Origin of the sequence: Pseudomonas sp. NFX5 (assembly GCF_049132125.1) — a bacterium.
Taxonomy (GTDB): domain Bacteria; phylum Pseudomonadota; class Gammaproteobacteria; order Pseudomonadales; family Pseudomonadaceae; genus Aquipseudomonas; species Aquipseudomonas marginalis.
The window spans coordinates 75,303-95,206 of the sequence record NZ_JAFMZG010000030.1 but is presented as its reverse complement, the minus strand read 5'-3'; the positions used below and the strand labels follow the sequence as shown (position 1 = coordinate 95,206).

Genomic DNA, 19,904 nt, shown 5'->3' with positions numbered 1-19,904 from the left:
GATCAGCGGGCGACAGCGCGCACATATGCCTGGCAAGCGCGCAGCGCGATCAGTCCCTGGTCGCCGGCATCGGTGATGCCGATAATTCGCTGAGCATGCGCCGGGTCAAGTCGGGCTCGTGCGGCTGCATGAACCAGGCCGGTGGTGGCGGTGGCGGTTGGCATTGCACAGCCACGGGCAGGTTCGGTGGCGTCGAGAAGGACTGACAACCGCACATCAGCAGTGGCCAGACGGTCGCGCAGAGCAGCCTGGTTATGTTGGGCATCGCGCAATTCCCGGGCATGATGTTGGTCGCTGGCACTGAGCTGTTGCTCCAGGGCCAGTCGTTTGTCTTGTTCAGCCTGTTGTTGATGCAAGGCCGCCTGGCGTTGCTGGCTGAGCGCCTGCGCATGGGCAGAAGCCTGGCGCTCAAGCTGTCCCCCCAAGCGCCAGGCCTGGACCTGCCAGGTCACCGCCACCAACAGGCAAGCACCGATCAGTTGGTAGGCCCCTAGGAAACGCATAACACCGCCTTCGCCCGCGCCCACAGCCGCAAGCGATCCTCCAGCCCATTCAGCCCGCCATTGATACGCCGTGTAATGCTGGTGAACTGGTCCTTGTCGGCCAGCTCATTCAGGCCATTGACCTGCCAGAACCAGGCGGCCGACTCAACCGCCCATTGCGGTTGCTCCAGCAACATCGGCTCCCGTAACAGACGGTCATCACCAAACAGCGCCTGGCTGCATGCCAGGTAATTGCGCCGACCGGTGATCTGGATCAGTCCTCGGCCCCGGTACAACTGGCCGTCGCCATCCGCTTCGGGGCTATTGCCCAGGCGTGCGGCCAGGCTGCCGGTGTCGTATTTGCCCAGGTAGTGATCGCTGCCCAGTTCGCGCACGTAACGCAGCTCACCGGATTCGTGGCCGATCTGGGCGAGGAAGGCGGCAATGCGCCTGGCACGGTTAATCTCGAAGCGAACGAACGCCGCATTCAAGGGCATTAAAAAAACGCCCGCTCTAAGGCGGGCATCCGGCATGACGCCAAGCAGTTGGGGGAGTGTTATCACCATTGGTTTTACTCTCGAAAAGTAGCTATATCGACAACCCACCCGCCGTGATCGAACTGCGGTATCCCGTCACCGGATCGCCGACATGAACCACCTGCTTTATCGACCAGCGCCCCTGCATATAGGACGGCCAGCTCTCATCCAGCACTAACAACCCTTCCGCCGCCAACAATGGATTGCCCGGGCAATCGATCAGCAACTTCAAATTTTCACGCCCCACACGGCGTAGCTCACCTTCGGCAACAGCGCGGGCTTCGGCTTCGTTCTGGCAGCGTTGGCGCAAGGTCTTGAACGGCGCATTCCCCACCTGGACGACGCGCTGCTTGCCGGCGGAGGCATCCCACCAACTGGCACGGCAGCCTTGGTATTTCGAGCGGGATTTTTCGTCGAGCTTGGCGGTGATAAAGCTTTGTTCACCGGGGCGATTGTCATCCGTCACGGACAGCTTCACTTCCGGCAACAGCTGGCCGGAGAGCGACTTGACTTGGCCGGCTTCGGCCAATACATAGAGTTCGTTGAACGGTTTGGTGACTGCACTATAAAGTCGGGCAAGGCGCGAAATGAACGCCATGTCACTTTCGTTGGACTGGTCAATGTGCGCGATCGCAATCCCCTCCAGCGCCGGCGCCACTCGCGGTGAATAGCCGTGACGACTGACCAGTTGGCGAAACAGCGCGCCCAGGGTGGTCGGACCGTAGCTGGCGGATCGACGCTGGCGGTAACCCGTTGCATCGACCACGCTGAAGGGCGCCGCGGTGGCCACGATCATCAAGCGCATGGGAAACAGCACCGGTGTGCGTTGGGTGACGACAAACTCGCCCTTTTCCACCAACCCCGATTCCAGGTAACCGGCACGCAAGCCGATCTTGCCGTTCAGCGTGGGCAGGCCGTCCAGGCCCTCGATATTCAGGGTCAGCTCCAGCCGGTCGGTCTCAATGCCCGCGGCGTCGGTGTGGCTCCAGTGCATCAAGCGTTGATTGAGCAGCGCCGCGTTGGCGCCATAAAACTCCACGATAGGCGTAAATCCCTGTGCCATGCAGCCTCCTTAATCCCAGGCCAAAACGGGTCGCACAGCTCCGGGCCGAGCGTGCAGTTCAGGTACGATCACCCACACGCCGGCCGGCAGCACCGGGCCATATTCGGCAAGCTCGGGGTTCAGGCGCCAGAGGGTTTCTTCCGCCGTGTCGTCGCAACGGCCCACCTCCCGATAAAGCAACAGGTTGACCGAATCACCGGCAATACTTCGTACTCTACGCATTGGCGAACTCCTCCAACTCCAGCGTCCAGGCCATGACCATGGCAGTGCCGTCATCGATGACATTGCTCTGGGTTTCCACAATCGAATTGATCCGCCACAAGCCCCAGTTACGACCGATGCCGTCAACCAGGGGCAATGGCGCCCGCGCATTTTGCAGCGCGCGCAATTGGTCCAGGCGCTGCATGCCTACGCCGTACATGGCCGTGCCGCCGAATGTGAGTTTTTCCAGCTTCTGACCGCTCTGCCGCGACTGCGACTTGCTGGCAATAATCGCCAGGTCACTCCAGCCGCCATCGCTGGCACGGACCAACGAGGAATAGGCGAATCCTCGAGACAAGCCGAAAATAAAGTCGCCGAGTACCATTTGTTGTCGCATCAATCACCTCCTGGAGGATCGGCCAGTGCCGCGTTGCGTCGGATGCCCAGGGTGTCGGTGAGCATCGGCAGACACTGAAACTGCAGCGCCTGGATCACCTGGTTGACGACCTGCTGGGCATCGGCGGGGTTTACACCGGTGATCTGGATGCTCGGGGCGAGGGTCACTTGCACGTTGTCCGTGCGTGCACCGCTGAGTTCCTTGCTCACCGCACCGGGCGTTGGCAGGCGATCACTTGAGCCGAACAACTGGTTACCGAGCCAGGCTCCCGCCTCACTGCCCAGCAAACCACCGATTGCCCCCCCGACAGCAGTACCAACACCAGGAAAAACCATCGTGCCAATGGCCGCACCTGCGGAGGCACCGGCCCAGGCGCCACCGGCGGTGCTGAGGCCTGAGCCGACGGCTTTTGCGTCGCCATTGCGGACACCTTGGATCACGTCAGTGGCGACGGAGGCATATTTCAGAGGGCCAAGTCGGCGAACGCCGGTTGACTCAAGTTTGGCAAGTACTCCGGTTAGTCCACCGGCGGGGATATTCGACGAGCTGGGCACTGCACCGACAAAGGATTGCAAGCCTTGCAAGGGGGCTCCCGAATGAAAGCCCATTTGCGAGCCCCCTACCCAGTTACCGGTGCGTTCGGACACACGACGAAGCGGTGAGCCGCGCCCACCGATTTTTTTACGGCCTTTGATCATCTTGCCAATCTTGTCGATAGCAAGATCAATAAGTTTATCCGCGGCTTTGCTCTTGGCAGAGTCCCATAACGTATCCAAGGCCGACTTGCCCGCGTCGGCAGAAGGATCGGCAGGCGGCGCCTTCGGCTCATTTTTCAACGCGCCCGCAGTGACACCAGCCTCTCTCGGTGCCAAAGAGTTGCTGTTGATGAACAACGTACTATTGAGCGTTTCCAACGTCTCACGCAGCCGCACTTGCTCCTGCGTCAGGGCATTGATATCCACACTCAGCGTGGCCAACGTAGAGCCGAGCGTAAACTGCGGGTGCGATGCAGCCTCCAGGCTTACAGGCGCCACAGCACGTGTGGAAAACGGGGCGAGTGCATTGCCCAGATCCGCCTCGCCGAACATCCAGCGCAGGTCTTCCTGGACGAGCTTGATCCCGTATTTAGTCTCTTGCATCCCGCTCTACTCCTGTTTAACGCCAAGCCGAGTGATCGCGATGTCGTAGCGGCGTAATGCTTTTGCGGCGTCCCAAGCAAGGATCTCCGCTTCATTGACCGAATACACCAGCGGCACCACATCGAGGATTACATCGATGTCGCGTTGCGAAAGAAGGCCGCCGGTTGATTTAAAAAATCGTCGATACGCTCCTGCAGCTGCGTCCAGTCGGGCACGGTCAGGCCGGCCAGGTCGGGGATCATCAAGCCGGTGCAATGCGCAGTGATGAACTCGGCGCGCTCTTTGTTGGTGGGGAGTTTTTTCATCACCTTGGTGGCGCGCAGGGCGGGCATTTCCAGTGGCAGAACGGTGAGGCTGCGACCCGCAGCCTCGAGGGGCAGCAACAATCGGACCGGCTGGTCGTGGGCCGATTCCTCAGCCTCACCGCGGAAAAACGACGCAGGGCGCGTCGACATCTCATGTACGTATTGGGCGATGGTCACGTAGTCCGGGCGCTTGAGCTGGTCGAGCTCTTTTTCCGACAGGCCGGTGGCGAGTTTCGCCAGTTCGAAAAACTGATCGTCCTCGTCGTCACCGGCCCGGGCCAGCGCTTCTTTTTGCGCGGCGTAGTACAGCGGCTTGAGTTGCACCTGCTGGATCGTCGCGCCGGTGTCGGCGGTGATCGGAGACAGCAGGAGGTGCAGCGGTGGCATCCAGGCCATGGGGCAATTCCTTGATGAAGTAAGGGGCGAGCACGCCCGCCCCCGGGGAGTTACGGCATCAGCACCGCACGGCGGGCATCGCCGAGGATGTCGACACCATTGAGCACGAACTTCTGGGTGCGCACGTCGATGTCGATGACCGGGATGCCGTTTTCCAGGCGGTTGTAAGTGCGGCAGGAAAGCTCAAGCGTGGTGAGAGCCTTGTCGCCCATCTTCAACTTGGCTTCGACCAGGGATTTCAGCTTGCCGCCGACCGTGTGATAGGTGAAGTAGGTCTTGCCGTCCTGATCCTGGCCGGCTTCCCGCACGTTCAGCAGGATGTCATCCCCCAGGCGCACGCCCAGGGCCAGCATGATTTCCGGGCCGGCACCTTGCAGCACCAGGGTGGCATTGAGCACCTTGCCGCTCTTGGCCATTTCTTCGGCGATAAAGCGCCCGCCGGACATGGACTCCATGTCGAACTCGATCTTCGGCGGAGTGAACTCCTCGACCGTCGCGGACAACGGCAGGCCTTGAAGGGTGGCCGCAATGGCCTGTCTGACTCGATTGGTAAACATTAGAGAACGTCCTCCAGGAACTGCTCGATGATTTCATCGCGGGCGTTGAGTTGATAAATCATGTGTTCGTTCGGCGCATAGCGGCCGTAATCGATAACGATGAACCAGGTGCCGTTCTTGTACTTCTCGACACTGTTGAGCTCCGGGTGCAGGTACACGCTGCCGCCGGGAATGGTTTCGTCGGCGACCAGGGTTTGCAGCCAGTCGTTGATGCGCTTGACCTCCTGGTCCATGAAGGACTTGGTGAGGTTCTTGGCCATGGCTTTCTGGCCCGCCTTGACCAGCTTGCGGCTGATGGCATCTTCCAGCCCGACATAGCTGATGAACTTGCCGGTGATGGAGCGGTTACCCAGCAGCGAAAAACCGCCGAGGATGGTGCGGGCGTAGTAGCTCACGCCGTAACGGTTGAGCAGGTCGCCTTCGGTGGAGGTGTCGAGGATGTTGTACTCGACCACGCGGGAAACGTCCTCGGCGAACGTCACCTGGTTACCCGGGCTTTCCCATTGCTTGACCTTGGCCAGCGCAGCGATCGCCAGGGACGACGGCGCAAGGAACACGTTTTTCTTCGCCGCCTTGGAGTACACCGACGGCATGTTGTGCACCAGCAGGCAACGGTCGAAACCAAGCTCGGCACCGCCCAGTTCGCCGCTGTAGGTCACCTGGTCGGCCACCGCCGCGTCCTTGCCATCCAGCACCACACGGGCCTTGATGCGCTTGCCGAAGGCCGCGAACTCACCCGCCACAGCCTTGGTACCGGTGAAGCCTGGGGCGCCGATAATGGTCAGGTCTTCCGGCACGCTGGCCAGTGCCGCCAGGCCCAGCTTGCGACCGGTGACCGGCTCGTTGCCGCCGATTACATTATTGAGGGTGTCCGCCGGGGTGGCGCCCTCCTCCACGATCACCACGTAGACCGGCACCTTGACCACTTTGAGGATCTGGTAGACCGCGTGGAACAGCGTGCCAGACTCCGCACCGGTAGGGTCCAGCAGCGCCTGGGTGGTGAAACTGTTGATACGGAATGGCGCGTTTTTCGGGATCGACGCATGGGCATTCGGCGCGGTGCCGACCAGGCCGATCACGTTATCGCCGAGGCCACCCATGGCCTCGGGGGATTCGGTGGCATTGACGGTGATGCCGTTGTGCTCGAAGTTCAGAACCTCAGCCATGGTTAGTCAGCCTTCTTGGTAGTGGCCTTTTTGGCCGGGGTGGCGTTGAGGACGCTGGTCAGTTCCAGGCGGCCGGCGGTGCGCAGGGCGGATGCTTCGACGTCCAGCAGGTCCAGTTCCTCGCCGACGGTGGACCAATGGCCACCTTCGGTTGGGAATGGGATGAGGACGGTGTAGGTTTGGCGGTGGGTCATAGGTGGGATCTCCAGGCACAAAAAAACCGCTCAGGGCGGCGGGTCATTCAACTCGGGAAAGAAAACGCCCCGTCAGTGCAGGGCGTTATTTGGTTAGTTCGGCAATCCAGGGCGCAGCTATGGGACGGTGCTCGCTATCCGGGAAGGCGGATGATTGCGGCCAGTCGCGCAGAGATTGCACATACAGCAGCAATTCAGAAAACTGCTCATCCTTCAGCGTGGTTTCAGTGCCAATTTCAAGTTGATCGCGATGACGCTCACGCAGCCATTTAACTCGTTCAATTTCCGCGTCTCTCCACATGCGCTCAACACCTTCAAGCTCGACCTCAAAGACCGGGGCATTGATCAAGTAGGGCTGCCCGTTGTTATCGTGCGCCCGGACCTTCCCTCGTTCTGGATTTGCTATGACCCGTAGAAAAACTTCATCCGAGATTTCCACTGCATCGCCCGGAATACTCTCGCCATGCATCGCTGGCAAGTACGTGCAGCCTGTTGATGGACTGTAAAAACGCATAGATTCTCCTTATCTGCCGAATGCAAACCAGCGCGCGACAACGGTTGCCACAGATGAAACTTGCTTATCGCACGTCAAGTACATGCCTTTTTTCGTCACCTGATGCACATAAGACCCGATCACGGAACTCAGAATGCCGCTCTCTACAGTCCAGTCGGCATAGAGCACAGAAATTGGGAACTCAACAGGAAATGAAACGGCCAGTAAGCTATCGCCATCTGTCTGATATTCAACGGCGCCCCATTGAATAACCAAGCCGCCTAACCAACTTGGGAAAACGAAATAACCCGTTGGGGTAAAACTTGCGGCAAAACCCAGGCGCAGCTTTTTTGGTGTAACCATTACCAAATCATTTGCGCTATCAAGCATTTGCACAGCAGTGGCGACCTTTGCGGTGCCTTGGTTGAGTTCGGTCGCTTGGGCAGCCAATGCCGCGAGGGCTGCAATATTAATACTTCCCTGATTGATGGGGGCGTTCCAGGCCTTGATGCACCACATCACTGCAAGGTTCCGCGGTCGGGTCTCAGTATCACCTGTAAAGCCCACGTTGTAGAGCGTGTCGTAAGTATTGCCGCCGAGAGACTTGGCACCTGTCGCGATTGCGGCAGAGTTGATACCTGTTTGATTAGGCGGAGTATGGGTATGGCTCTTGAATGCATCGGCCTGGTAACCACCGATAGTACGGCCTGGGTCTATGCCTCGCCCATGATCCCAGCCTCGAAAAAACTCTCCGCGTGATTCAGGCAATCGCGTGTAATCCGCCGCATCCCCCGCAACGTTGAATTTCCTCGCCAAATACGCAGCAAGATCCGGATAAAGGTCATCCTTGAACAGACTGTTATCCAGCTCCAAATACCCAGGCGGAACAGCCCCCAAGGGAAACGGCACCATCACCCCAACCGGCAACGCCGAAGCCTTGGCAATCATCGCCTCAATCTCAGCCTTGGAATACGTCCCCTTCGCCAGGTAGTCCATCACCCAAGCCCGAGTTGCCTTCACCACCGTGTCATCAATCAACAACGTCACGATCGACGCATTACTCGTCTCAAAGATCGAGCGAATATAAAACTCTTTCCCCGATCCCGACGTCGCCAGCACCGGTTTATACGACTCCGGATATTTAACGACGGCATACAAGATCCCGGTGTCCGTCCACAGTCCGGCTTCCCGCACATACCAGCCGCCGACATCCGATGGAATGGTGACTTCGGCCATCAGCCAGTTGGCGTTTTTCTCGTCCTGGAACAGCGCATTCAGCGGCCCGCGCCAGACTTCGCGCTTGAGCGCCTTGGCGTTGGCGTCGGGATTGTAGACGGCACCGTTGCCGTCACCGACGGAAATCTGCGCCAGTTTGATCGGCACGCCAGCCGCCTTGCAGGCGGTTTCGTAGGCGATCCCCGCATTCGTGAGCAGGGTGTAATAGTCAGCCATTTAGTGCTCCTGTGGATAAAGGGTGGTGGTTTCGACGCTGTACAGACCGGCCGCCATAAAGGCGCGGCCCGAGGCCTCGACGCCCGCCAGCACGTTTGGGTAGATCATGGTGAGTTCGCCGCACAGCGTGGCGGCGCCAATGCTGTGACGGCCGAAAGCGCTCAGTCCCACGGAGATCGACAGGATGTCGCGTTCGCTTTTGGCATCGGCCAGGCGGCGGTCGAGTCGGGCATCGATGGTTTCGCTGTAGGGCAAATCGGTCCAGGCGCGTACGGCAAAGCTGTAGGGCACGCCCGGTGGTTTCTGTTCGTACCAGGCGCGCACTTCAGGGCTGAGTTGCAGGCCCTTGGCGGCATTTTCCAAGGCCTGCCGGGTGCCGGCCCGGCGCGCGGTGGGCCAGGCGAGTTTGACGGTCAGGCGCTTCTCGGCCTCAGGGGCTGTGGCGCCCCACTCGTTGACCGCCCGGTCCGCCGCTAGGTAGGGCAAGAACGCCGCGGGTGTACGATCCGGGTCCATCAGTTCGGGAAACGGTGGGGTGACCCGCTCCAGCAACGTACCAAACCCCAGGTCCAAAGCCTTCTCCAGCGGTGAGCTGTTGGCAGGCAACAAGCTCGCTTTGGGTTCACTCATAGCGTGCGCACCTCCACCTCGACGCCCCTGCAATACGGGGCCTGGAATGCCGTGCTGATGATCGGCGCCAGCGGCTCGAGGATCTGCAATTGCGCGGCGCCGGCGCTGTGGATCGCATAGTCGATCCAACTTGGATCCACCCGTCCTTCCAGGCGATGGCAGGACTCTGCATAGTCTTGCAGCAATTTCTGCGCGGCGACTTGGGTGAGTCCGGAATCGGGACCGGCGTTGATCCTGGCCACTACGCGAATTTTGTACGGCAGGATTTGCGCACCTTGGACGGTGACCAGGTCGGTCTCAGGCCGTACATCGGGCCGTGCGAAATGTCGCCGTACGCCGTCAAGCAAATCGTCGCACGGCGTGCCATCTCCTTCCCTTGAAAGCACGGTGACCCTCACTTCGCCAGGCGCCGTGCGCCGTCCGTTGCCATCCTTGACCCGGGCCGCGTAGCCATCCGGATCGAAGGTGTAGCTGACGGTCACCACGCCCGGTGTGGCGCTTTGCACCTTGACCGACGGCCGCTCGCCGAGGGTGAAGACTTCGCGGCGATACTGCATCCGCGAACCCGCCGCCGGCGCATGGGGTGCCAGGTAATAGCGCAGGCGCGCGTCGTCGTCGCTTTCCAGGGTGGGTGGCACCGGTGGGAAAGCCGCCGGGTCGCCGGGGTCGAGCACTTGGCGCTCCAGGCACATATCGGCCAGGCGCGCATCCAGGTTGCTGCCGGTGGCCCACCACGCCAGCATCTGCTTGATGCGGGCGTTGTATTTACGTTCGTGGGTTTGCAGGCGTACGCAAAAAACTTCCAGGGCCAGTGTCAGCAGCTCGCTCTCGTTGTCGAGGCTGACCTTGAGTCTGGCCGCGCTTTGCGGCGCACGGGCGGCGACGTAGTCGACGACAAACGCCTTGAATTCCGCCAGCAGCGGTTCGAACTCATCGACCGCGATAATCGCCGGCTCCGCCAGTTGGTTCTGGCCTGGGATCAGCATGCTCATGTCACGACCTCGAAGGATTGTTGGCGGTTTTTCCAGGTGCCGGCAAAACGCAGCAATAACCCGGCGCCCTGGCGGGTGGCGACGATGACCTGGGGCTGGAAGTCGGCAATGCCGTTCTGGCTGTTGTAGAACGCTTGCGCGGCGTGGCTTTGGGCGAGGATCAACAGGTCATCGCCAAGGTTCTGGCCGAGCAGTTGCGGGATCATCGAGCCGTACAACGGGCGCTTCTGGCGAGTGCCCAAGGGGGTGGTCAGCGCTCGGGTGGCACGCTGTACGAATTGCAGCCAGTCATCCACGGCTGCCCCGGTCTTCCTATCGATTCCGATCATGGCAAATCCTTATGCGCGGCTGATCACGCGGCCCTGGTGATCCACCAGCGGGCCGCTCAAATGCACGCCGGCGGCATCCAGCGAGAGGCCGGTGGCGCCGAGTTGCAGGGTGATGCCCTGGGCACTCAGGATCAGGCTGGCAGCGCCGACCTTGATGTCGACCTGTTCGCGGGATCCGCTGAACGTGGTTGGGCCGTTAATCCAGTTGAAGGTGTGGCTGGCATCGTCGTAGTCGCTTTGGGTGCCATCCTGATGGCGCCGCCGGGTCAGCGAGGCGACGCTGGACACGGGAGGAAACAGACTGCTGTTCAGCCCGAACAGCGCCACCGACTGCGTGCCCCCTTCCCCGCCGCCGTAGTTGAGCAACAGGCATTGCTCGCCCACCGACGGAATACGGGTTTCGGTCTGCGCACCGGCGCTGGGGTTGAAGAACCGAATCGCCGGGGTAAGCAACTCACCATGGCTGACCTTGCAGGTATTGCTGGCGGCGTCGACCTCCTGGCACACGCCAATGCGGCAGAAACTGTCCGCGCGTCGATACAGGTCTTCGAGCTGGGCTTCCATTTCCGCCAGGCGCTCGACAATCGGCCCCAATTGCATGCGTAACAATGCGTCGAACATGGACTACTCCTGCAGGGGCCGATATTGATCCGGATCGTCGATGTCCGAGACTTCCCAGGTGCGGGCAAACAGCGGTGTGCCGGTGGGATCCTCGATCAATGACGGGCCGAGATAGAGGGTTTGGGTGAAAGACACGGTCCAGGTGTCGTAGTCCGTTTCGGCGCTGGCGAGCCCAGAGGGCGCCGCGACGACAGCCGTGGGTAAATCGCACTGGTCCGACGGCAGGCCCCAGCGGTTATCCAGGGCCAGGTCCATCAATTGGCTGGCCAGGTCACACGCGTCAAAAGGCGCCGCCGCGCTGGCGACCGTAACCCTGAGTGATACCGACAAGGCATGCGCCTTGCGCCCTTCGCGGGAACGCACGCCGGGGCCGTTGCGTTCCACGCTGATCAGCACGCCGGTGTGATCCCCGGCGCCGCCAACGTCCTGGTGGTTGCCTACCTGCAGTTGCGGGAAGGCACGCTTCAGCGCCCCCTCAATGGCTACAGGCAGTTGGGAGGGTTTTTCGATAAGTGTCATCAGTTGCGTCCTTGCAGCAGTTACTGCTGATCCGAGCGGGATGTGGGCGCTTCGTTGACCCCGATGCGCTTGGCCGCCCAGCGTTCATAAAGGCCGATGGCGACGTCCGCGCCGGCCATGGCCGTCAGGCAACCAATGGCGCCGGCGGTCCAGATCGACATGCCGGCGGCGTAGCACAGCATCAATGCCGAGACCCCGCAGACCATGCACGCCCCAGACCGCAGGGCCAGGCGCCGGACCAGCGACCAACCGCGGGCGCCCTCCTTGTCGGCGCGCCACATTTCGCCGGATACACCGCCAATCAGCGCCAGTGCGATCACCAGCCAGATAGGCATTTCCGCTAACGCTTGCTGCTCGTTTGTCATGTCACGCCTCCTGGCTGAGTAACGCCGGCAAACACCGGCTTTTGGGTAAATCCATGTATAGGTAGGCATTCCAAAAAGCCCGGTTGCCCAGGCTTTTCAGTAATGCGGTCCAGCTTCGATCTTTCGGCGCTACTGGCGCGGTACGGATCTTTCCTCGATGTTTTTCCGACCACGATCCCTGTCTGCCGGATAACTGCTTCTGGTGCTTTACGCTGCACACCCGGGTCAGTTGCCAACCCTCTGAACCGTTAAGGCCGGTTCATCGCTGCCTGTTGCTGAAGCGGTGTCACTAAAGAGCGTCGGCATCCTTGCCGGTGTTGGCTGGCGTCCCTGCCATCGCTCTGATGGCGTCCCTGCCGATGTTGCGTGCCTTCCTTGTCTTCCTTGGCAGCATCCTTGCCGCCTCCACCACCTTATTGGCTGGCTTGAGATGAAGGATATGCATGTATGCATATACAGTCAATGCACTAGTGCATTTATTTTCAGCCAACTCATGCACAAATGCATTTTCGACCTTGCAGGCAAAGGGTTTGGCGATTTTCTACAGACGAAAAAAAGCCCGCTCGATGGCGGGCTCTCTCTTACGCAAGGAGGTCAACGGGCGTACATACCCCACCAGAACACATGCCCAAGGATGCTGATCTGCTCATCCTGGATATCCTGGAAGCTGTAGTCCTCATCCGGGTGTTCATCGCGATTGAAACTGCGCAGGCGAATCCCGGAAGGCAGGCGATAGAGCTGTTTAACCCGCAGCTGGCCATTGTGATTGATGGCATACAAGTCGCCATCGACGATGTCGCCGATGCCACTTTTGCCAGCATTTACGCCGACCGTCGCGCCGTCGCGCAGTACCGGCAACATACTGTTGCCGCGCACCGTTACACACTTGGCCTGGTCGAACTGCACACCGTTATGCCGCAGGCTGCGCTTTCCAAAACGCAGGCTGGCCTTCTCGCTTTCCTCGATGACGAATCTTCCTGATCCAGCAGCCAATTCAACCTCGCGCAGAAAGGGGATCGACACCTCGTCATCATTAACGGGGGTGTCATCGTCCCACAGGCTTATATCCTTGAGTTCCGAATGCATCGGGTCGCGCCCGTCATCGCGCAAAGCCCCCACCGCCGCGCGCCCGCGCAGTTGATCGGTGCTGACGCGGAAGTACTCGGCGATGCGCGAGATGTGTTTATCCGACGGATCAACGATCTTGCCGCTGAGAATCCGGGACAACGTGGATTGAGGCACGCCAGTACGCCGGTGAAGCTCCGTGGGGGAGATCCGGTCGCGGTCCAGCAGTTCTCTTAAGACGATAGAAACGTTGCGTTTTTGCATAGCGGCGATAGTGACGGGAGTTTTTGGGGTTGGCAAATGCTAATTTGCATATTCCATGCACATCTGCGGAACTTCCGGGCAAAATAATGTCAATTTGGCATGATCACCGCGGTACTTGATGCGATGCGCTCAAACAGCGCCAGGCTATTCCTGGCGAGCCAAGGAAGAAAACAATGAAACTCGTGCTTGCCATTTTGTTGATGTTCAGTGGGTACACCTTTGCGGCAAGTTGCACCAGCATCAGCGACTCTGACCAACGAGCCTACTGCAACGCCCAGCAAAGTGGCTCCAGCTGCGAAAACATCAGCAATAGCGATTTGCGCACTCAGTGCAACGCAATGAAGCGTTGATCAGGATGGGCTAAGGGACAAAAAGGGTCGCCCGCACTTTTATTTACGTTCTACCTATCCGTTCATGACCTGCGAAGCCCCCAACCTTGCGTGCTAACCTTGCCGCCAACACCCATTCACCTCAATTTAAAGCGGTATGCGGAAGACCACGAATGACCGAATGGAGAAATCAGAGCTTCTGGGGCAAGGCGTGGATATACGCCGTGCTGGCGCTCCTAATGTTGATTTCCGACGGCGCAGACTTAAGCTCGCTGGGCAGCGGGGGCTCTAATCGCAAGCGGGTCTTCAGCCCCGGGTTCATTGTGCTGTGCTGTTTCGTCGCGGTGATTGAATTGATAGTGCTGAACCATTTCTATGGGGCGAACTGATGAGTCGAGAGCACAGCGTTAAAAACCACCCCGTCAAGCATGGCAACCCGCCCCAGTGCCGACGGCGCCTTATATCTGCAAAGTGACCAGCTCTGCTATCGTGCCCCCCTCTTATAGAAATGGAAGCTTCGAAGAATGGACTCATGGAAGACTCTGGCAATCGCTGTCATGGTATTGATCGGCGCCCCAGCAGTGGCCGCAGAAAACGCCAACCCTTTCGATAAAGCGCTGATGTACACGACGTTCGTGCCCACCATCCTGATTGGGGGAGCCAGCGCTCTCACGACCGATGCGCCAAAGCTTTTCACATCGTCCAAAACCGATGCCCTTGCCTTTATCGGTTCGGACGGCGAGATCCGCGGTGCTGAGTTCGAACAGGCATCTCGGTACTATCGCTCGACCTACGCCTCGCCTCTTATGTCCGACATGCAACTGGCCAAGGCGATCGCCTCATCGTACTGAGGGAGGTATTTTCGGCTGCGTGCCAACAGCGACACGTCCCTGCAGAAGCGTTGCGCATTTAAACAAATGCGCCATCCCACTTTGCGTTTTACCTATCCGTTTGCGACCTGCGAAGGGCCGACCTCGCGTGTTAACCTTGCGGCCATTGCAAAATCAGCAGGGCCGAGTGCCCCACCTTTGCCCCACTCCTTTCAACGAATTTGCCTATTATCCAATGAGTAAAAACACGTCCGATCTGTCCTCCCACACCCCGATGATGCAGCAGTATGGGCTTGATGTGGCCTTGGGCCTTTCCATACGCGGCTTTCAGCCCAACCCTGTCTAAAACTCTGGCGTCATTCCTGAAGCTTTAAGGCCAATGAAACCGGATTAGACACAGGTAGTATTAGACAGCAAGCCACCCTCCCCGGCGTCCTGCCGACGAACACCACTCCCAAATCCTTTGCACCTCGATTACTGTATACGCATACAGCATTTGAGTTTCCCACCATGAACATCGACGAAGACACCTCAGCGTGGCTTGGCTGCCACACGCCTCTGGAAATGTACCAGCACCAGTGCGCGCTGCTCGAGGATGAGCTCATTCAGACCCAGGCTATGCTACGAAAGGCTCGCGCCAATGTCGCAGGCCTGGTGCAGATGAACGACCTGCTGGCCACGGGGAAGGCCAAGGCTGAAACAGAACTCAGGCTGGCTATTGCAAACCTGAGTAGCGCGAACCTCCAAAACTCAGAAATGAGCAAAGAGATCATGGGCCTGAAGATGATCGCGAGTCAGAACGAGCATTTCCGCGTTGAGAACCAGCGCCTTCGGCTGGAGCTTGGGGTGCTCAAGGGGCCGCAGCCCTGACTTAGTATGGATCACGGAACGTCCTTGAAAAAGACATGGCGACCCAGGCGCAGAGTCTCCTTTGCCTTCGCTGCCCATGCCGGCGGCTTCGGCATGGTAGTGGCGTAATAGTGGGTAGCGCCGCCGGTTGGATCTGGCACCGTGCCGGACATCACCTGGTCAGCCGCCTTCTGAGCCTGGGCGAACTGCGCGGCCGGGATCGGCTTAGCGCCACTCAGGTAGGCGTAGTTCGGGTCGTTCTGGTTCCAGCAGCTGAACTGCCACGGCTTCAGGCAAACCCCGGCATAGCCCTCCCCCCACCAGGACTTGGCCTTGCCGTCGAACACCCGATTGCGAATGGTCCAGGCAACTGCGATCTGTCCGGCCAGGCCTTCCCCGCGCGCCTCGCCCCACAGCGTGCGGGCCAACACGTCATGATCTTTCTCAGCTGTGCTCATAGTTTTCTCCAGGCAAAAAAAACCGCGTAAGCGGGCTAATAAATTTCACTTAACAATACTAATCCGGCAACTGCTGCTGGGTGATCGGCATAGCGTTCTGCCTCAAAAGAATTCGTCGTATAACTGGGCCATAGTCCCGTCATAGTGAAACGTATTTCGCCTGGCGATTGTTTGTTGATCGCCAGTCAAGTAGACGCCGTAGACTTTTCCATCAAATTCAACCATGGACAGGTCACTGGTATTTTTACCCTCAGTGCCAGGTTCTGCATCAAGTAAATAGCTGCCTGCCGGGTTTTGCCCCTTGCTGGTGAAATAGCTGAACGTAAAACAGTTATCAGATGACTTCGCCGCGCGCGTGACGAATTTACCGGATACTGATTTCAAGAACGTCAGCAGGAATGCGTTGCGATCGGGCACCCAGTGGATACTTGGGCAGCCTACGTATTCCCCCGGAGCGCCGAGGCGGCCACCCTTGTAAACCCAGCTCACCAGATCTGGAGATTCCGCAAAGTAAATAGCTGGGCCTTGATCATTGGATATCTCAACAATGGCGCGCCACTTGCTATCGCTCTTTGTAATGTCCAAGTTATAGAATTTGAACGGCGAGTTGACCAGTAGCGCGTCAATGGGGGCAGATGGCGCAAAGGTGATAGGGTCAAGCGTGGACTTTATGATTTTGTTGTTATACGACGCCCAGTTCGTATTGCCGAACACGTGGATAACCTGCGCATCGTCAACCACTACAGTACCCATGCCGCCTGACCATGGGTGTGATGCTAGCAATTGGTCTGTAAAATAATCCCGGATTTCGAGCGTGTGCGCGAATGTCGAAAACCAGTCTCGCCTGAATGCTGCTTCTAGCAGCCTTCCTTGGTGAACGAAAAGCGCACACTCCAAACGACTATCTAGCTTGGTTTTTTCGATTGAGCTTATTGTAGTCAAAAGGTTAATCCTCTCGCGTTAAAGATATGGTTTAATCTTTGTAACTAAAGCGCATTTCGCATACTTTCAAAATGTATTACGCCAACATAATTTAATTGCTAAATTATTCAGCAATATTTTCTCGCACGCATGATTTGCAAAATCAGATTTATTTCGAGAGAATGCGCCTTATCACTAAAAGGATTTTAACTGTGTCCATACCTAGAATCTTGGCAGCATTGGCATTTATCTGTGTATCCGCTCACACCCAGGCCTCAAGTTCAAGCCACCCACCGCTGGTTGATTTTTCACTACAGAGCGGAAATTACAAAATATCTGAAGCGGCGCTAGGGGGTGGAAGTTATGTGGTTGAGGTCCACCTCGTTAAAAATGGCGATGGGTACGATCTCTTTCATCAGTGCGAAATAAACAAGGTTTGTCTGATAAAAAATGCGCAGATTAGTACATCACCGCAGAAGTCATCACCACCAATAATGAAGGAATCTTGCAGGTTTCCTTATTTCTTTACTTATAAAGAAACATTTTATTTAACTTGTGGAAAATCAGAAGGCTCCGATGATATGTATCTGTATTCATCGAAGGATCAAAAAAATTGGCTCCCGGCAAATGGGGGCGAGCCAATTGTCAAGCAATTCCCTGGTACAAACTGGGGGCATATCTGGAATGTAGCAATTTTACCTGTCGGCAATAGATGGCACATGCTTGCAGAAACGTCGATATCTTTAGACAGAATGGATATTGCATACAGCTATGTTGACTTCGGTGAAAAAATAGACTTCACACCAAATCAATCTGGTGTCGTCATAAAGAACGGTGGCAACCCCGAGCTAATCATGAAAGAAGGAAAAATGATTGCCTTGCATGGGCTTTATCACGATAGGAGTTCAGAAGATGCTTGGTATGTCACCATGAGCACAGCCTCCCCTGAAAAACCTCTTGAGTGGACTACTCGCCGCGACAAGCTTTTAATCGAACAAAAAGGAATCCACATAGCGGACCCAACTTACATAGAGTTCAATGGCAAGGGCTTACTTGGAGTAAGCTACAACCAAAACAGAGTTCTTATGTTAGAGGGCCCGCCAATAGAGCCTTAATGCAATTTATTTAGTGGCCAATGTCTAATCTGGAGATACTGGCCACGTTATATCAAGCGGGTACCCTGGCGCGCTTGATATCCGGTTAACAGCTACTCTATATCTCTTCCAGAGATTTAGCCTTTCGACATCATCCTGGGAGGCCAAGTCCAGATCAATTGCGTCCTGCAAAGGTGCAATTCTGAGCGCCGCAACTGCCAAAAGCTCATCGCGTTTTAGGTCGGCTGAGGCTTTCGCTTGCTCTTCAGTAAGAGGTAGCGCGATAGGCTCTGGTGGTGGCCCATCGGCTGTAGCCATATAACGTTCAAATCCTTTAATGACATCTTCTGGAGAGTCCACCGACCTGCAGCCGGCGCCGTCTAATCTTATTGCCCAACTCATAAGCCGTCCTCCCAGCCAAAAACTTGCGTAAAATTGGTCGATGTTTGTTGTGCGACGTACACGCTCCCAGACTCAAGAGCCATGGAAATAAATCCAGTGTTTGTTGTGCCTGTTCCAGACTGTCCAACTACTAATGGCGGTGGATTGGTTGCAGAGTTGGAAGCTCCAAAAGAGTTATTTGGAGCGACCAGCAGCGTGCCTGTGCCTGTGCCAGTAGTGGCGACAATGCAGATTTTACAGGCGGTAGGCGGAACCAGGGCAGACACAGATACAGGAACATAGGTAGGGGTGTTGATAGCCCCCTGGATACCACTGGCAATCAATGGGAGTGCCGGCAAGTTTGAGCCTGTAGCTACCTTATATTGCGCATACTTTCCGTATTGGATATATGAAATTGGGTATTTATTCGCCGTTGAATCTGTTTTCACCCAGGCAACCCGTGCCGCGTGTGTGTAACCGGCTGGCAACGTTGGAGCTGTACCGCTCAAGGAAAGCAGTCCGGCCTTGGTGGTGCCGTTCCAGATCACCCAAACCGCGTACCAAGTCGAGACCGTTTGTGAGTTTGCAGCGCCTACGTCCAGGCCATCCACACCAGCAGTCGCGAACGATGGTGCCACGGCTACCGAGCGAAGAGTCGCGTAGGCATTGCCTGTGCTTTCGACCACGAGCTCGTCAGCGGACACAGTAACGACCGCACTTGTGCCGGTGGTCGAAACCCTCAAATTCTTCGCTGAGCCTGCGATACCAACCAAATTGTTTGTAGTGGTGGGCAGCTGGTCCAGCAGCACCCAGTCTGTTCCGTCGTAAACCACATCACCAACTTGGTCGGCGAAGAAAACTGCAGCAACCTTGGCGCCTGTTGCACTGTATTGCTTGAGCGACTTCACCCCTTTTGCCGAGGCGTTCAGCGTTGGATTTGCGCCGCTGTCCACATGAAACTTGACGCTGAACCGCTGGTTCGCGGCGTATGCTGAAATCGCAGGAGACGGCGTGAGGGTAAGCGCCGTTCCAGTCCCGGCCGTGGTAAAAGCCTGCGCAGTCTGATTCTGGGCCAACTTAGAGACGGCCTGAAGAACTTGGTTTTGGGTGCCTTTAACGGGCGCTACGCCGGCGGCGGTTAAGACGCTCATCAGTTCTTCCTGAACATCATTCAGGAAGTCATCGGTGACCACGGTTGCCTGGATGCCGCCGACCGGATCGCCTTCCGTGAAACGGTTGTCGACCGTGGCGCCCGGGCCGTCAATTCTGTGCATGCGTCAATCTCCGTAGGCGAAGAGCGCGATCGTGTGCGCTGGCTTCAATTGATTTATTTTGCATTCGAGGGTGTCGTTACCCCAGGTGCGCAGCCGCTCGCCTACAGCAGACACGCCAGCCCTGAAAGAAATGACTGATGTCTCTGGGGCGCGAATCAGCCAGGTGAAGACCCAGTCGCCGTTGGTGAGCGCGTCCCCGGCGCGAGAAAGCCCCGCGCGGAACGGTCGGTACTCTTGGATCGTCACGGCGTAACCCAGCACCCCGGCCAACTCGATGAAGTAGGCGGCGGACTGCCCGCCAGTGCTGGATAGTTTCGCCAGCAGAGCGTTCTTCCGGCCTTGCAGCGTTTCTTCGAGAACACCGGAGCATTTGTCGGGGAGGCCTGCGACCCTCTCCCAGTCGCTCAGCATCTCGCTGGTGCTGGATGGGTTGGCCTCCATAGGAAGCGCTTCGCCTCGACCATCTACCCGAGCCAGTTCAATCGACATGCCATCAAGCAGGCTGTGAAGCGTGGTTCCAGATTCCCGGGGGAATGCTTGTCCAGGAGGCAGCAGCGTTTTCAGCTGCTCCAGGTAGTCGGCAGCTGTCGGCATTACGCCTC

General features: G+C 57.7%; 29 protein-coding genes. 5 read left to right on the top strand and 24 right to left on the bottom strand.

Features of this window, described 5'->3' with window-relative positions; genetic code table 11:
- Window positions 1–2: 2 nt before the first annotated feature.
- The 19 genes from J1N02_RS19885 to J1N02_RS19795 form a co-directional block, all read right to left on the bottom strand.
- A complete protein-coding gene (locus J1N02_RS19885) occupies window positions 3–503 on the bottom strand; it encodes a lysis system i-spanin subunit Rz (RefSeq protein WP_043293401.1) in 501 nt (166 codons plus the stop codon).
- Window positions 491–1,048: a glycoside hydrolase family 19 protein gene (locus tag J1N02_RS19880; RefSeq protein ID WP_098480294.1), complete on the bottom strand. Its 558-nt coding sequence runs from the start codon at window positions 1,046–1,048 to the stop codon at window positions 491–493. Before J1N02_RS19880 ends, J1N02_RS19885 begins: the two co-directional genes overlap by 13 nt.
- Before the next feature lie 22 nt (window positions 1,049–1,070).
- A complete protein-coding gene (locus J1N02_RS19875) occupies window positions 1,071–2,081 on the bottom strand; it encodes a phage late control D family protein (protein WP_421147651.1) in 1,011 nt (336 codons plus the stop codon).
- 9 nt (window positions 2,082–2,090) lie between these two features.
- A complete protein-coding gene (locus J1N02_RS19870) occupies window positions 2,091–2,303 on the bottom strand; it encodes a tail protein X (RefSeq protein ID WP_027604555.1) in 213 nt (70 codons plus the stop codon).
- Complete coding sequence (locus J1N02_RS19865) at window positions 2,296–2,679, bottom strand: phage tail protein (RefSeq protein ID WP_027604556.1); 384 nt, start codon at window positions 2,677–2,679, stop codon at window positions 2,296–2,298. The genes J1N02_RS19870 and J1N02_RS19865 overlap by 8 nt, the downstream gene beginning before the upstream one ends.
- The gene (locus J1N02_RS19860) at window positions 2,679–3,818 is read right to left on the bottom strand and encodes a hypothetical protein (RefSeq protein ID WP_098480296.1); all 1,140 of its coding nucleotides are present in this window, start codon (window positions 3,816–3,818) and stop codon (window positions 2,679–2,681) included. Before J1N02_RS19860 ends, J1N02_RS19865 begins: the two co-directional genes overlap by 1 nt.
- A gap of 128 nt (window positions 3,819–3,946) precedes the next feature.
- Complete coding sequence (locus J1N02_RS19855; RefSeq protein WP_421147650.1) at window positions 3,947–4,519, bottom strand: phage tail assembly protein; 573 nt, start codon at window positions 4,517–4,519, stop codon at window positions 3,947–3,949.
- A gap of 50 nt (window positions 4,520–4,569) precedes the next feature.
- Entirely contained in the window at window positions 4,570–5,076 is a 507-nt protein-coding gene (locus tag J1N02_RS19850) for a phage major tail tube protein (protein WP_027604559.1), read from the bottom strand.
- Complete coding sequence (locus J1N02_RS19845; RefSeq protein WP_027604560.1) at window positions 5,076–6,242, bottom strand: tail protein; 1,167 nt, start codon at window positions 6,240–6,242, stop codon at window positions 5,076–5,078. Before J1N02_RS19845 ends, J1N02_RS19850 begins: the two co-directional genes overlap by 1 nt.
- Before the next feature lie 2 nt (window positions 6,243–6,244).
- Window positions 6,245–6,436, bottom strand: coding sequence for a hypothetical protein (locus J1N02_RS19840; protein ID WP_092356365.1), 192 nt, complete (start codon window positions 6,434–6,436; stop codon window positions 6,245–6,247).
- A gap of 85 nt (window positions 6,437–6,521) precedes the next feature.
- Window positions 6,522–6,950, bottom strand: coding sequence for a phage tail assembly chaperone (locus J1N02_RS19835; RefSeq protein ID WP_175472303.1), 429 nt, complete (start codon window positions 6,948–6,950; stop codon window positions 6,522–6,524).
- A 9-nt stretch (window positions 6,951–6,959) separates the two neighbouring features.
- Entirely contained in the window at window positions 6,960–8,381 is a 1,422-nt protein-coding gene (locus tag J1N02_RS19830) for a phage tail protein (protein ID WP_092356362.1), read from the bottom strand.
- Window positions 8,382–9,011, bottom strand: a complete 630-nt coding sequence (locus J1N02_RS19825) for a phage tail protein I (RefSeq protein ID WP_092356359.1) — start codon at window positions 9,009–9,011, stop codon at window positions 8,382–8,384.
- Window positions 9,008–10,003: a baseplate J/gp47 family protein gene (locus tag J1N02_RS19820; RefSeq protein ID WP_421147649.1), complete on the bottom strand. Its 996-nt coding sequence runs from the start codon at window positions 10,001–10,003 to the stop codon at window positions 9,008–9,010. The genes J1N02_RS19825 and J1N02_RS19820 overlap by 4 nt, the downstream gene beginning before the upstream one ends.
- The gene (locus tag J1N02_RS19815) at window positions 10,000–10,332 is read right to left on the bottom strand and encodes a phage baseplate protein (RefSeq protein ID WP_421147648.1); all 333 of its coding nucleotides are present in this window, start codon (window positions 10,330–10,332) and stop codon (window positions 10,000–10,002) included. Before J1N02_RS19815 ends, J1N02_RS19820 begins: the two co-directional genes overlap by 4 nt.
- Window positions 10,333–10,341: 9 nt before the next feature.
- Entirely contained in the window at window positions 10,342–10,953 is a 612-nt protein-coding gene (locus tag J1N02_RS19810; protein ID WP_281112294.1) for a phage baseplate assembly protein V, read from the bottom strand.
- Between the two features lie 3 nt (window positions 10,954–10,956).
- Window positions 10,957–11,472, bottom strand: a complete 516-nt coding sequence (locus J1N02_RS19805) for a hypothetical protein (RefSeq protein ID WP_027604568.1) — start codon at window positions 11,470–11,472, stop codon at window positions 10,957–10,959.
- Between the two features lie 20 nt (window positions 11,473–11,492).
- Entirely contained in the window at window positions 11,493–11,837 is a 345-nt protein-coding gene (locus J1N02_RS19800; RefSeq protein WP_027604569.1) for a phage holin family protein, read from the bottom strand.
- Window positions 11,838–12,431: 594 nt separating this feature from the next.
- Complete coding sequence (locus tag J1N02_RS19795) at window positions 12,432–13,175, bottom strand: LexA family transcriptional regulator (RefSeq protein ID WP_169899530.1); 744 nt, start codon at window positions 13,173–13,175, stop codon at window positions 12,432–12,434.
- 164 nt (window positions 13,176–13,339) lie between these two features.
- Here J1N02_RS19795 and J1N02_RS19790 point away from each other — a divergent pair, with 164 nt between their 5' ends.
- The 4 genes from J1N02_RS19790 (at window position 13,340) to J1N02_RS19775 (ending at window position 15,195) form a co-directional block, all read left to right on the top strand.
- A complete protein-coding gene (locus J1N02_RS19790) occupies window positions 13,340–13,516 on the top strand; it encodes a hypothetical protein (protein WP_421147671.1) in 177 nt (58 codons plus the stop codon).
- A gap of 152 nt (window positions 13,517–13,668) precedes the next feature.
- Window positions 13,669–13,884, top strand: a complete 216-nt coding sequence (locus tag J1N02_RS19785) for a hypothetical protein (protein WP_421147647.1) — start codon at window positions 13,669–13,671, stop codon at window positions 13,882–13,884.
- A 135-nt stretch (window positions 13,885–14,019) separates the two neighbouring features.
- Window positions 14,020–14,346: a DUF2388 domain-containing protein gene (locus J1N02_RS19780; protein WP_027604572.1), complete on the top strand. Its 327-nt coding sequence runs from the start codon at window positions 14,020–14,022 to the stop codon at window positions 14,344–14,346.
- Window positions 14,347–14,835: 489 nt separating this feature from the next.
- On the top strand, window positions 14,836–15,195 hold the full coding sequence (locus J1N02_RS19775) for a hypothetical protein (RefSeq protein ID WP_421147646.1): 360 nt from the start codon (window positions 14,836–14,838) through the stop codon (window positions 15,193–15,195).
- An 11-nt stretch (window positions 15,196–15,206) separates the two neighbouring features.
- Here the strand turns inward: J1N02_RS19775 and J1N02_RS19770 are convergent, their stop codons facing one another.
- Together J1N02_RS19770 and J1N02_RS19765 are read right to left on the bottom strand one after the other, a co-directional pair.
- On the bottom strand, window positions 15,207–15,632 hold the full coding sequence (locus tag J1N02_RS19770; RefSeq protein ID WP_421147645.1) for a cell wall hydrolase: 426 nt from the start codon (window positions 15,630–15,632) through the stop codon (window positions 15,207–15,209).
- Window positions 15,633–15,734: 102 nt separating this feature from the next.
- Window positions 15,735–16,385, bottom strand: a complete 651-nt coding sequence (locus J1N02_RS19765; RefSeq protein ID WP_421147644.1) for a hypothetical protein — start codon at window positions 16,383–16,385, stop codon at window positions 15,735–15,737.
- A gap of 380 nt (window positions 16,386–16,765) precedes the next feature.
- Between J1N02_RS19765 and J1N02_RS19760 the strand changes: the two genes are divergently transcribed.
- Entirely contained in the window at window positions 16,766–17,668 is a 903-nt protein-coding gene (locus tag J1N02_RS19760) for a hypothetical protein (RefSeq protein ID WP_421147643.1), read from the top strand.
- Between the two features lie 24 nt (window positions 17,669–17,692).
- On the opposite strand, the gene J1N02_RS19755 is transcribed toward J1N02_RS19760, so the two are convergent.
- From J1N02_RS19755 to J1N02_RS19745, 3 genes are all read right to left on the bottom strand, one after another.
- The gene (locus J1N02_RS19755) at window positions 17,693–17,965 is read right to left on the bottom strand and encodes a tail fiber assembly protein (RefSeq protein ID WP_421147670.1); all 273 of its coding nucleotides are present in this window, start codon (window positions 17,963–17,965) and stop codon (window positions 17,693–17,695) included.
- A gap of 80 nt (window positions 17,966–18,045) precedes the next feature.
- Window positions 18,046–19,302, bottom strand: a complete 1,257-nt coding sequence (locus J1N02_RS19750) for a hypothetical protein (RefSeq protein ID WP_421147642.1) — start codon at window positions 19,300–19,302, stop codon at window positions 18,046–18,048.
- 3 nt (window positions 19,303–19,305) lie between these two features.
- The gene (locus tag J1N02_RS19745; RefSeq protein ID WP_421147641.1) at window positions 19,306–19,896 is read right to left on the bottom strand and encodes a YmfQ family protein; all 591 of its coding nucleotides are present in this window, start codon (window positions 19,894–19,896) and stop codon (window positions 19,306–19,308) included.
- Window positions 19,897–19,904 lie beyond the last annotated feature (8 nt).

Coding starts and splice junctions, on each gene's coding strand:
- J1N02_RS19870 (WP_027604555.1), bottom strand. CDS start 2,303: ATGCGTAGAGTACGAAGTATTGCCGGTGATTCGGTCAACCTGTTGCTT.
- J1N02_RS19840 (WP_092356365.1), bottom strand. CDS start 6,436: ATGACCCACCGCCAAACCTACACCGTCCTCATCCCATTCCCAACCGAA.
- J1N02_RS19770 (WP_421147645.1), bottom strand. CDS start 15,632: ATGAGCACAGCTGAGAAAGATCATGACGTGTTGGCCCGCACGCTGTGG.
- J1N02_RS19785 (WP_421147647.1), top strand. CDS start 13,669: ATGACCGAATGGAGAAATCAGAGCTTCTGGGGCAAGGCGTGGATATAC.
- J1N02_RS19815 (WP_421147648.1), bottom strand. CDS start 10,332: ATGATCGGAATCGATAGGAAGACCGGGGCAGCCGTGGATGACTGGCTG.
- J1N02_RS19820 (WP_421147649.1), bottom strand. CDS start 10,003: ATGAGCATGCTGATCCCAGGCCAGAACCAACTGGCGGAGCCGGCGATT.
- J1N02_RS19765 (WP_421147644.1), bottom strand. CDS start 16,385: ATGGGTACTGTAGTGGTTGACGATGCGCAGGTTATCCACGTGTTCGGC.
- J1N02_RS19880 (WP_098480294.1), bottom strand. CDS start 1,048: ATGGTGATAACACTCCCCCAACTGCTTGGCGTCATGCCGGATGCCCGC.
- J1N02_RS19855 (WP_421147650.1), bottom strand. CDS start 4,519: ATGGCCTGGATGCCACCGCTGCACCTCCTGCTGTCTCCGATCACCGCC.
- J1N02_RS19800 (WP_027604569.1), bottom strand. CDS start 11,837: ATGACAAACGAGCAGCAAGCGTTAGCGGAAATGCCTATCTGGCTGGTG.
- J1N02_RS19780 (WP_027604572.1), top strand. CDS start 14,020: ATGGACTCATGGAAGACTCTGGCAATCGCTGTCATGGTATTGATCGGC.
- J1N02_RS19775 (WP_421147646.1), top strand. CDS start 14,836: ATGAACATCGACGAAGACACCTCAGCGTGGCTTGGCTGCCACACGCCT.
- J1N02_RS19875 (WP_421147651.1), bottom strand. CDS start 2,081: ATGGCACAGGGATTTACGCCTATCGTGGAGTTTTATGGCGCCAACGCG.
- J1N02_RS19755 (WP_421147670.1), bottom strand. CDS start 17,965: ATGGCTACAGCCGATGGGCCACCACCAGAGCCTATCGCGCTACCTCTT.
- J1N02_RS19750 (WP_421147642.1), bottom strand. CDS start 19,302: ATGCACAGAATTGACGGCCCGGGCGCCACGGTCGACAACCGTTTCACG.
- J1N02_RS19810 (WP_281112294.1), bottom strand. CDS start 10,953: ATGTTCGACGCATTGTTACGCATGCAATTGGGGCCGATTGTCGAGCGC.
- J1N02_RS19805 (WP_027604568.1), bottom strand. CDS start 11,472: ATGACACTTATCGAAAAACCCTCCCAACTGCCTGTAGCCATTGAGGGG.
- J1N02_RS19850 (WP_027604559.1), bottom strand. CDS start 5,076: ATGTTTACCAATCGAGTCAGACAGGCCATTGCGGCCACCCTTCAAGGC.
- J1N02_RS19825 (WP_092356359.1), bottom strand. CDS start 9,011: ATGAGTGAACCCAAAGCGAGCTTGTTGCCTGCCAACAGCTCACCGCTG.
- J1N02_RS19885 (WP_043293401.1), bottom strand. CDS start 503: ATGCGTTTCCTAGGGGCCTACCAACTGATCGGTGCTTGCCTGTTGGTG.
- J1N02_RS19845 (WP_027604560.1), bottom strand. CDS start 6,242: ATGGCTGAGGTTCTGAACTTCGAGCACAACGGCATCACCGTCAATGCC.
- J1N02_RS19830 (WP_092356362.1), bottom strand. CDS start 8,381: ATGGCTGACTATTACACCCTGCTCACGAATGCGGGGATCGCCTACGAA.
- J1N02_RS19835 (WP_175472303.1), bottom strand. CDS start 6,950: ATGCGTTTTTACAGTCCATCAACAGGCTGCACGTACTTGCCAGCGATG.
- J1N02_RS19860 (WP_098480296.1), bottom strand. CDS start 3,818: ATGCAAGAGACTAAATACGGGATCAAGCTCGTCCAGGAAGACCTGCGC.
- J1N02_RS19865 (WP_027604556.1), bottom strand. CDS start 2,679: ATGCGACAACAAATGGTACTCGGCGACTTTATTTTCGGCTTGTCTCGA.
- J1N02_RS19790 (WP_421147671.1), top strand. CDS start 13,340: ATGAAACTCGTGCTTGCCATTTTGTTGATGTTCAGTGGGTACACCTTT.
- J1N02_RS19745 (WP_421147641.1), bottom strand. CDS start 19,896: ATGCCGACAGCTGCCGACTACCTGGAGCAGCTGAAAACGCTGCTGCCT.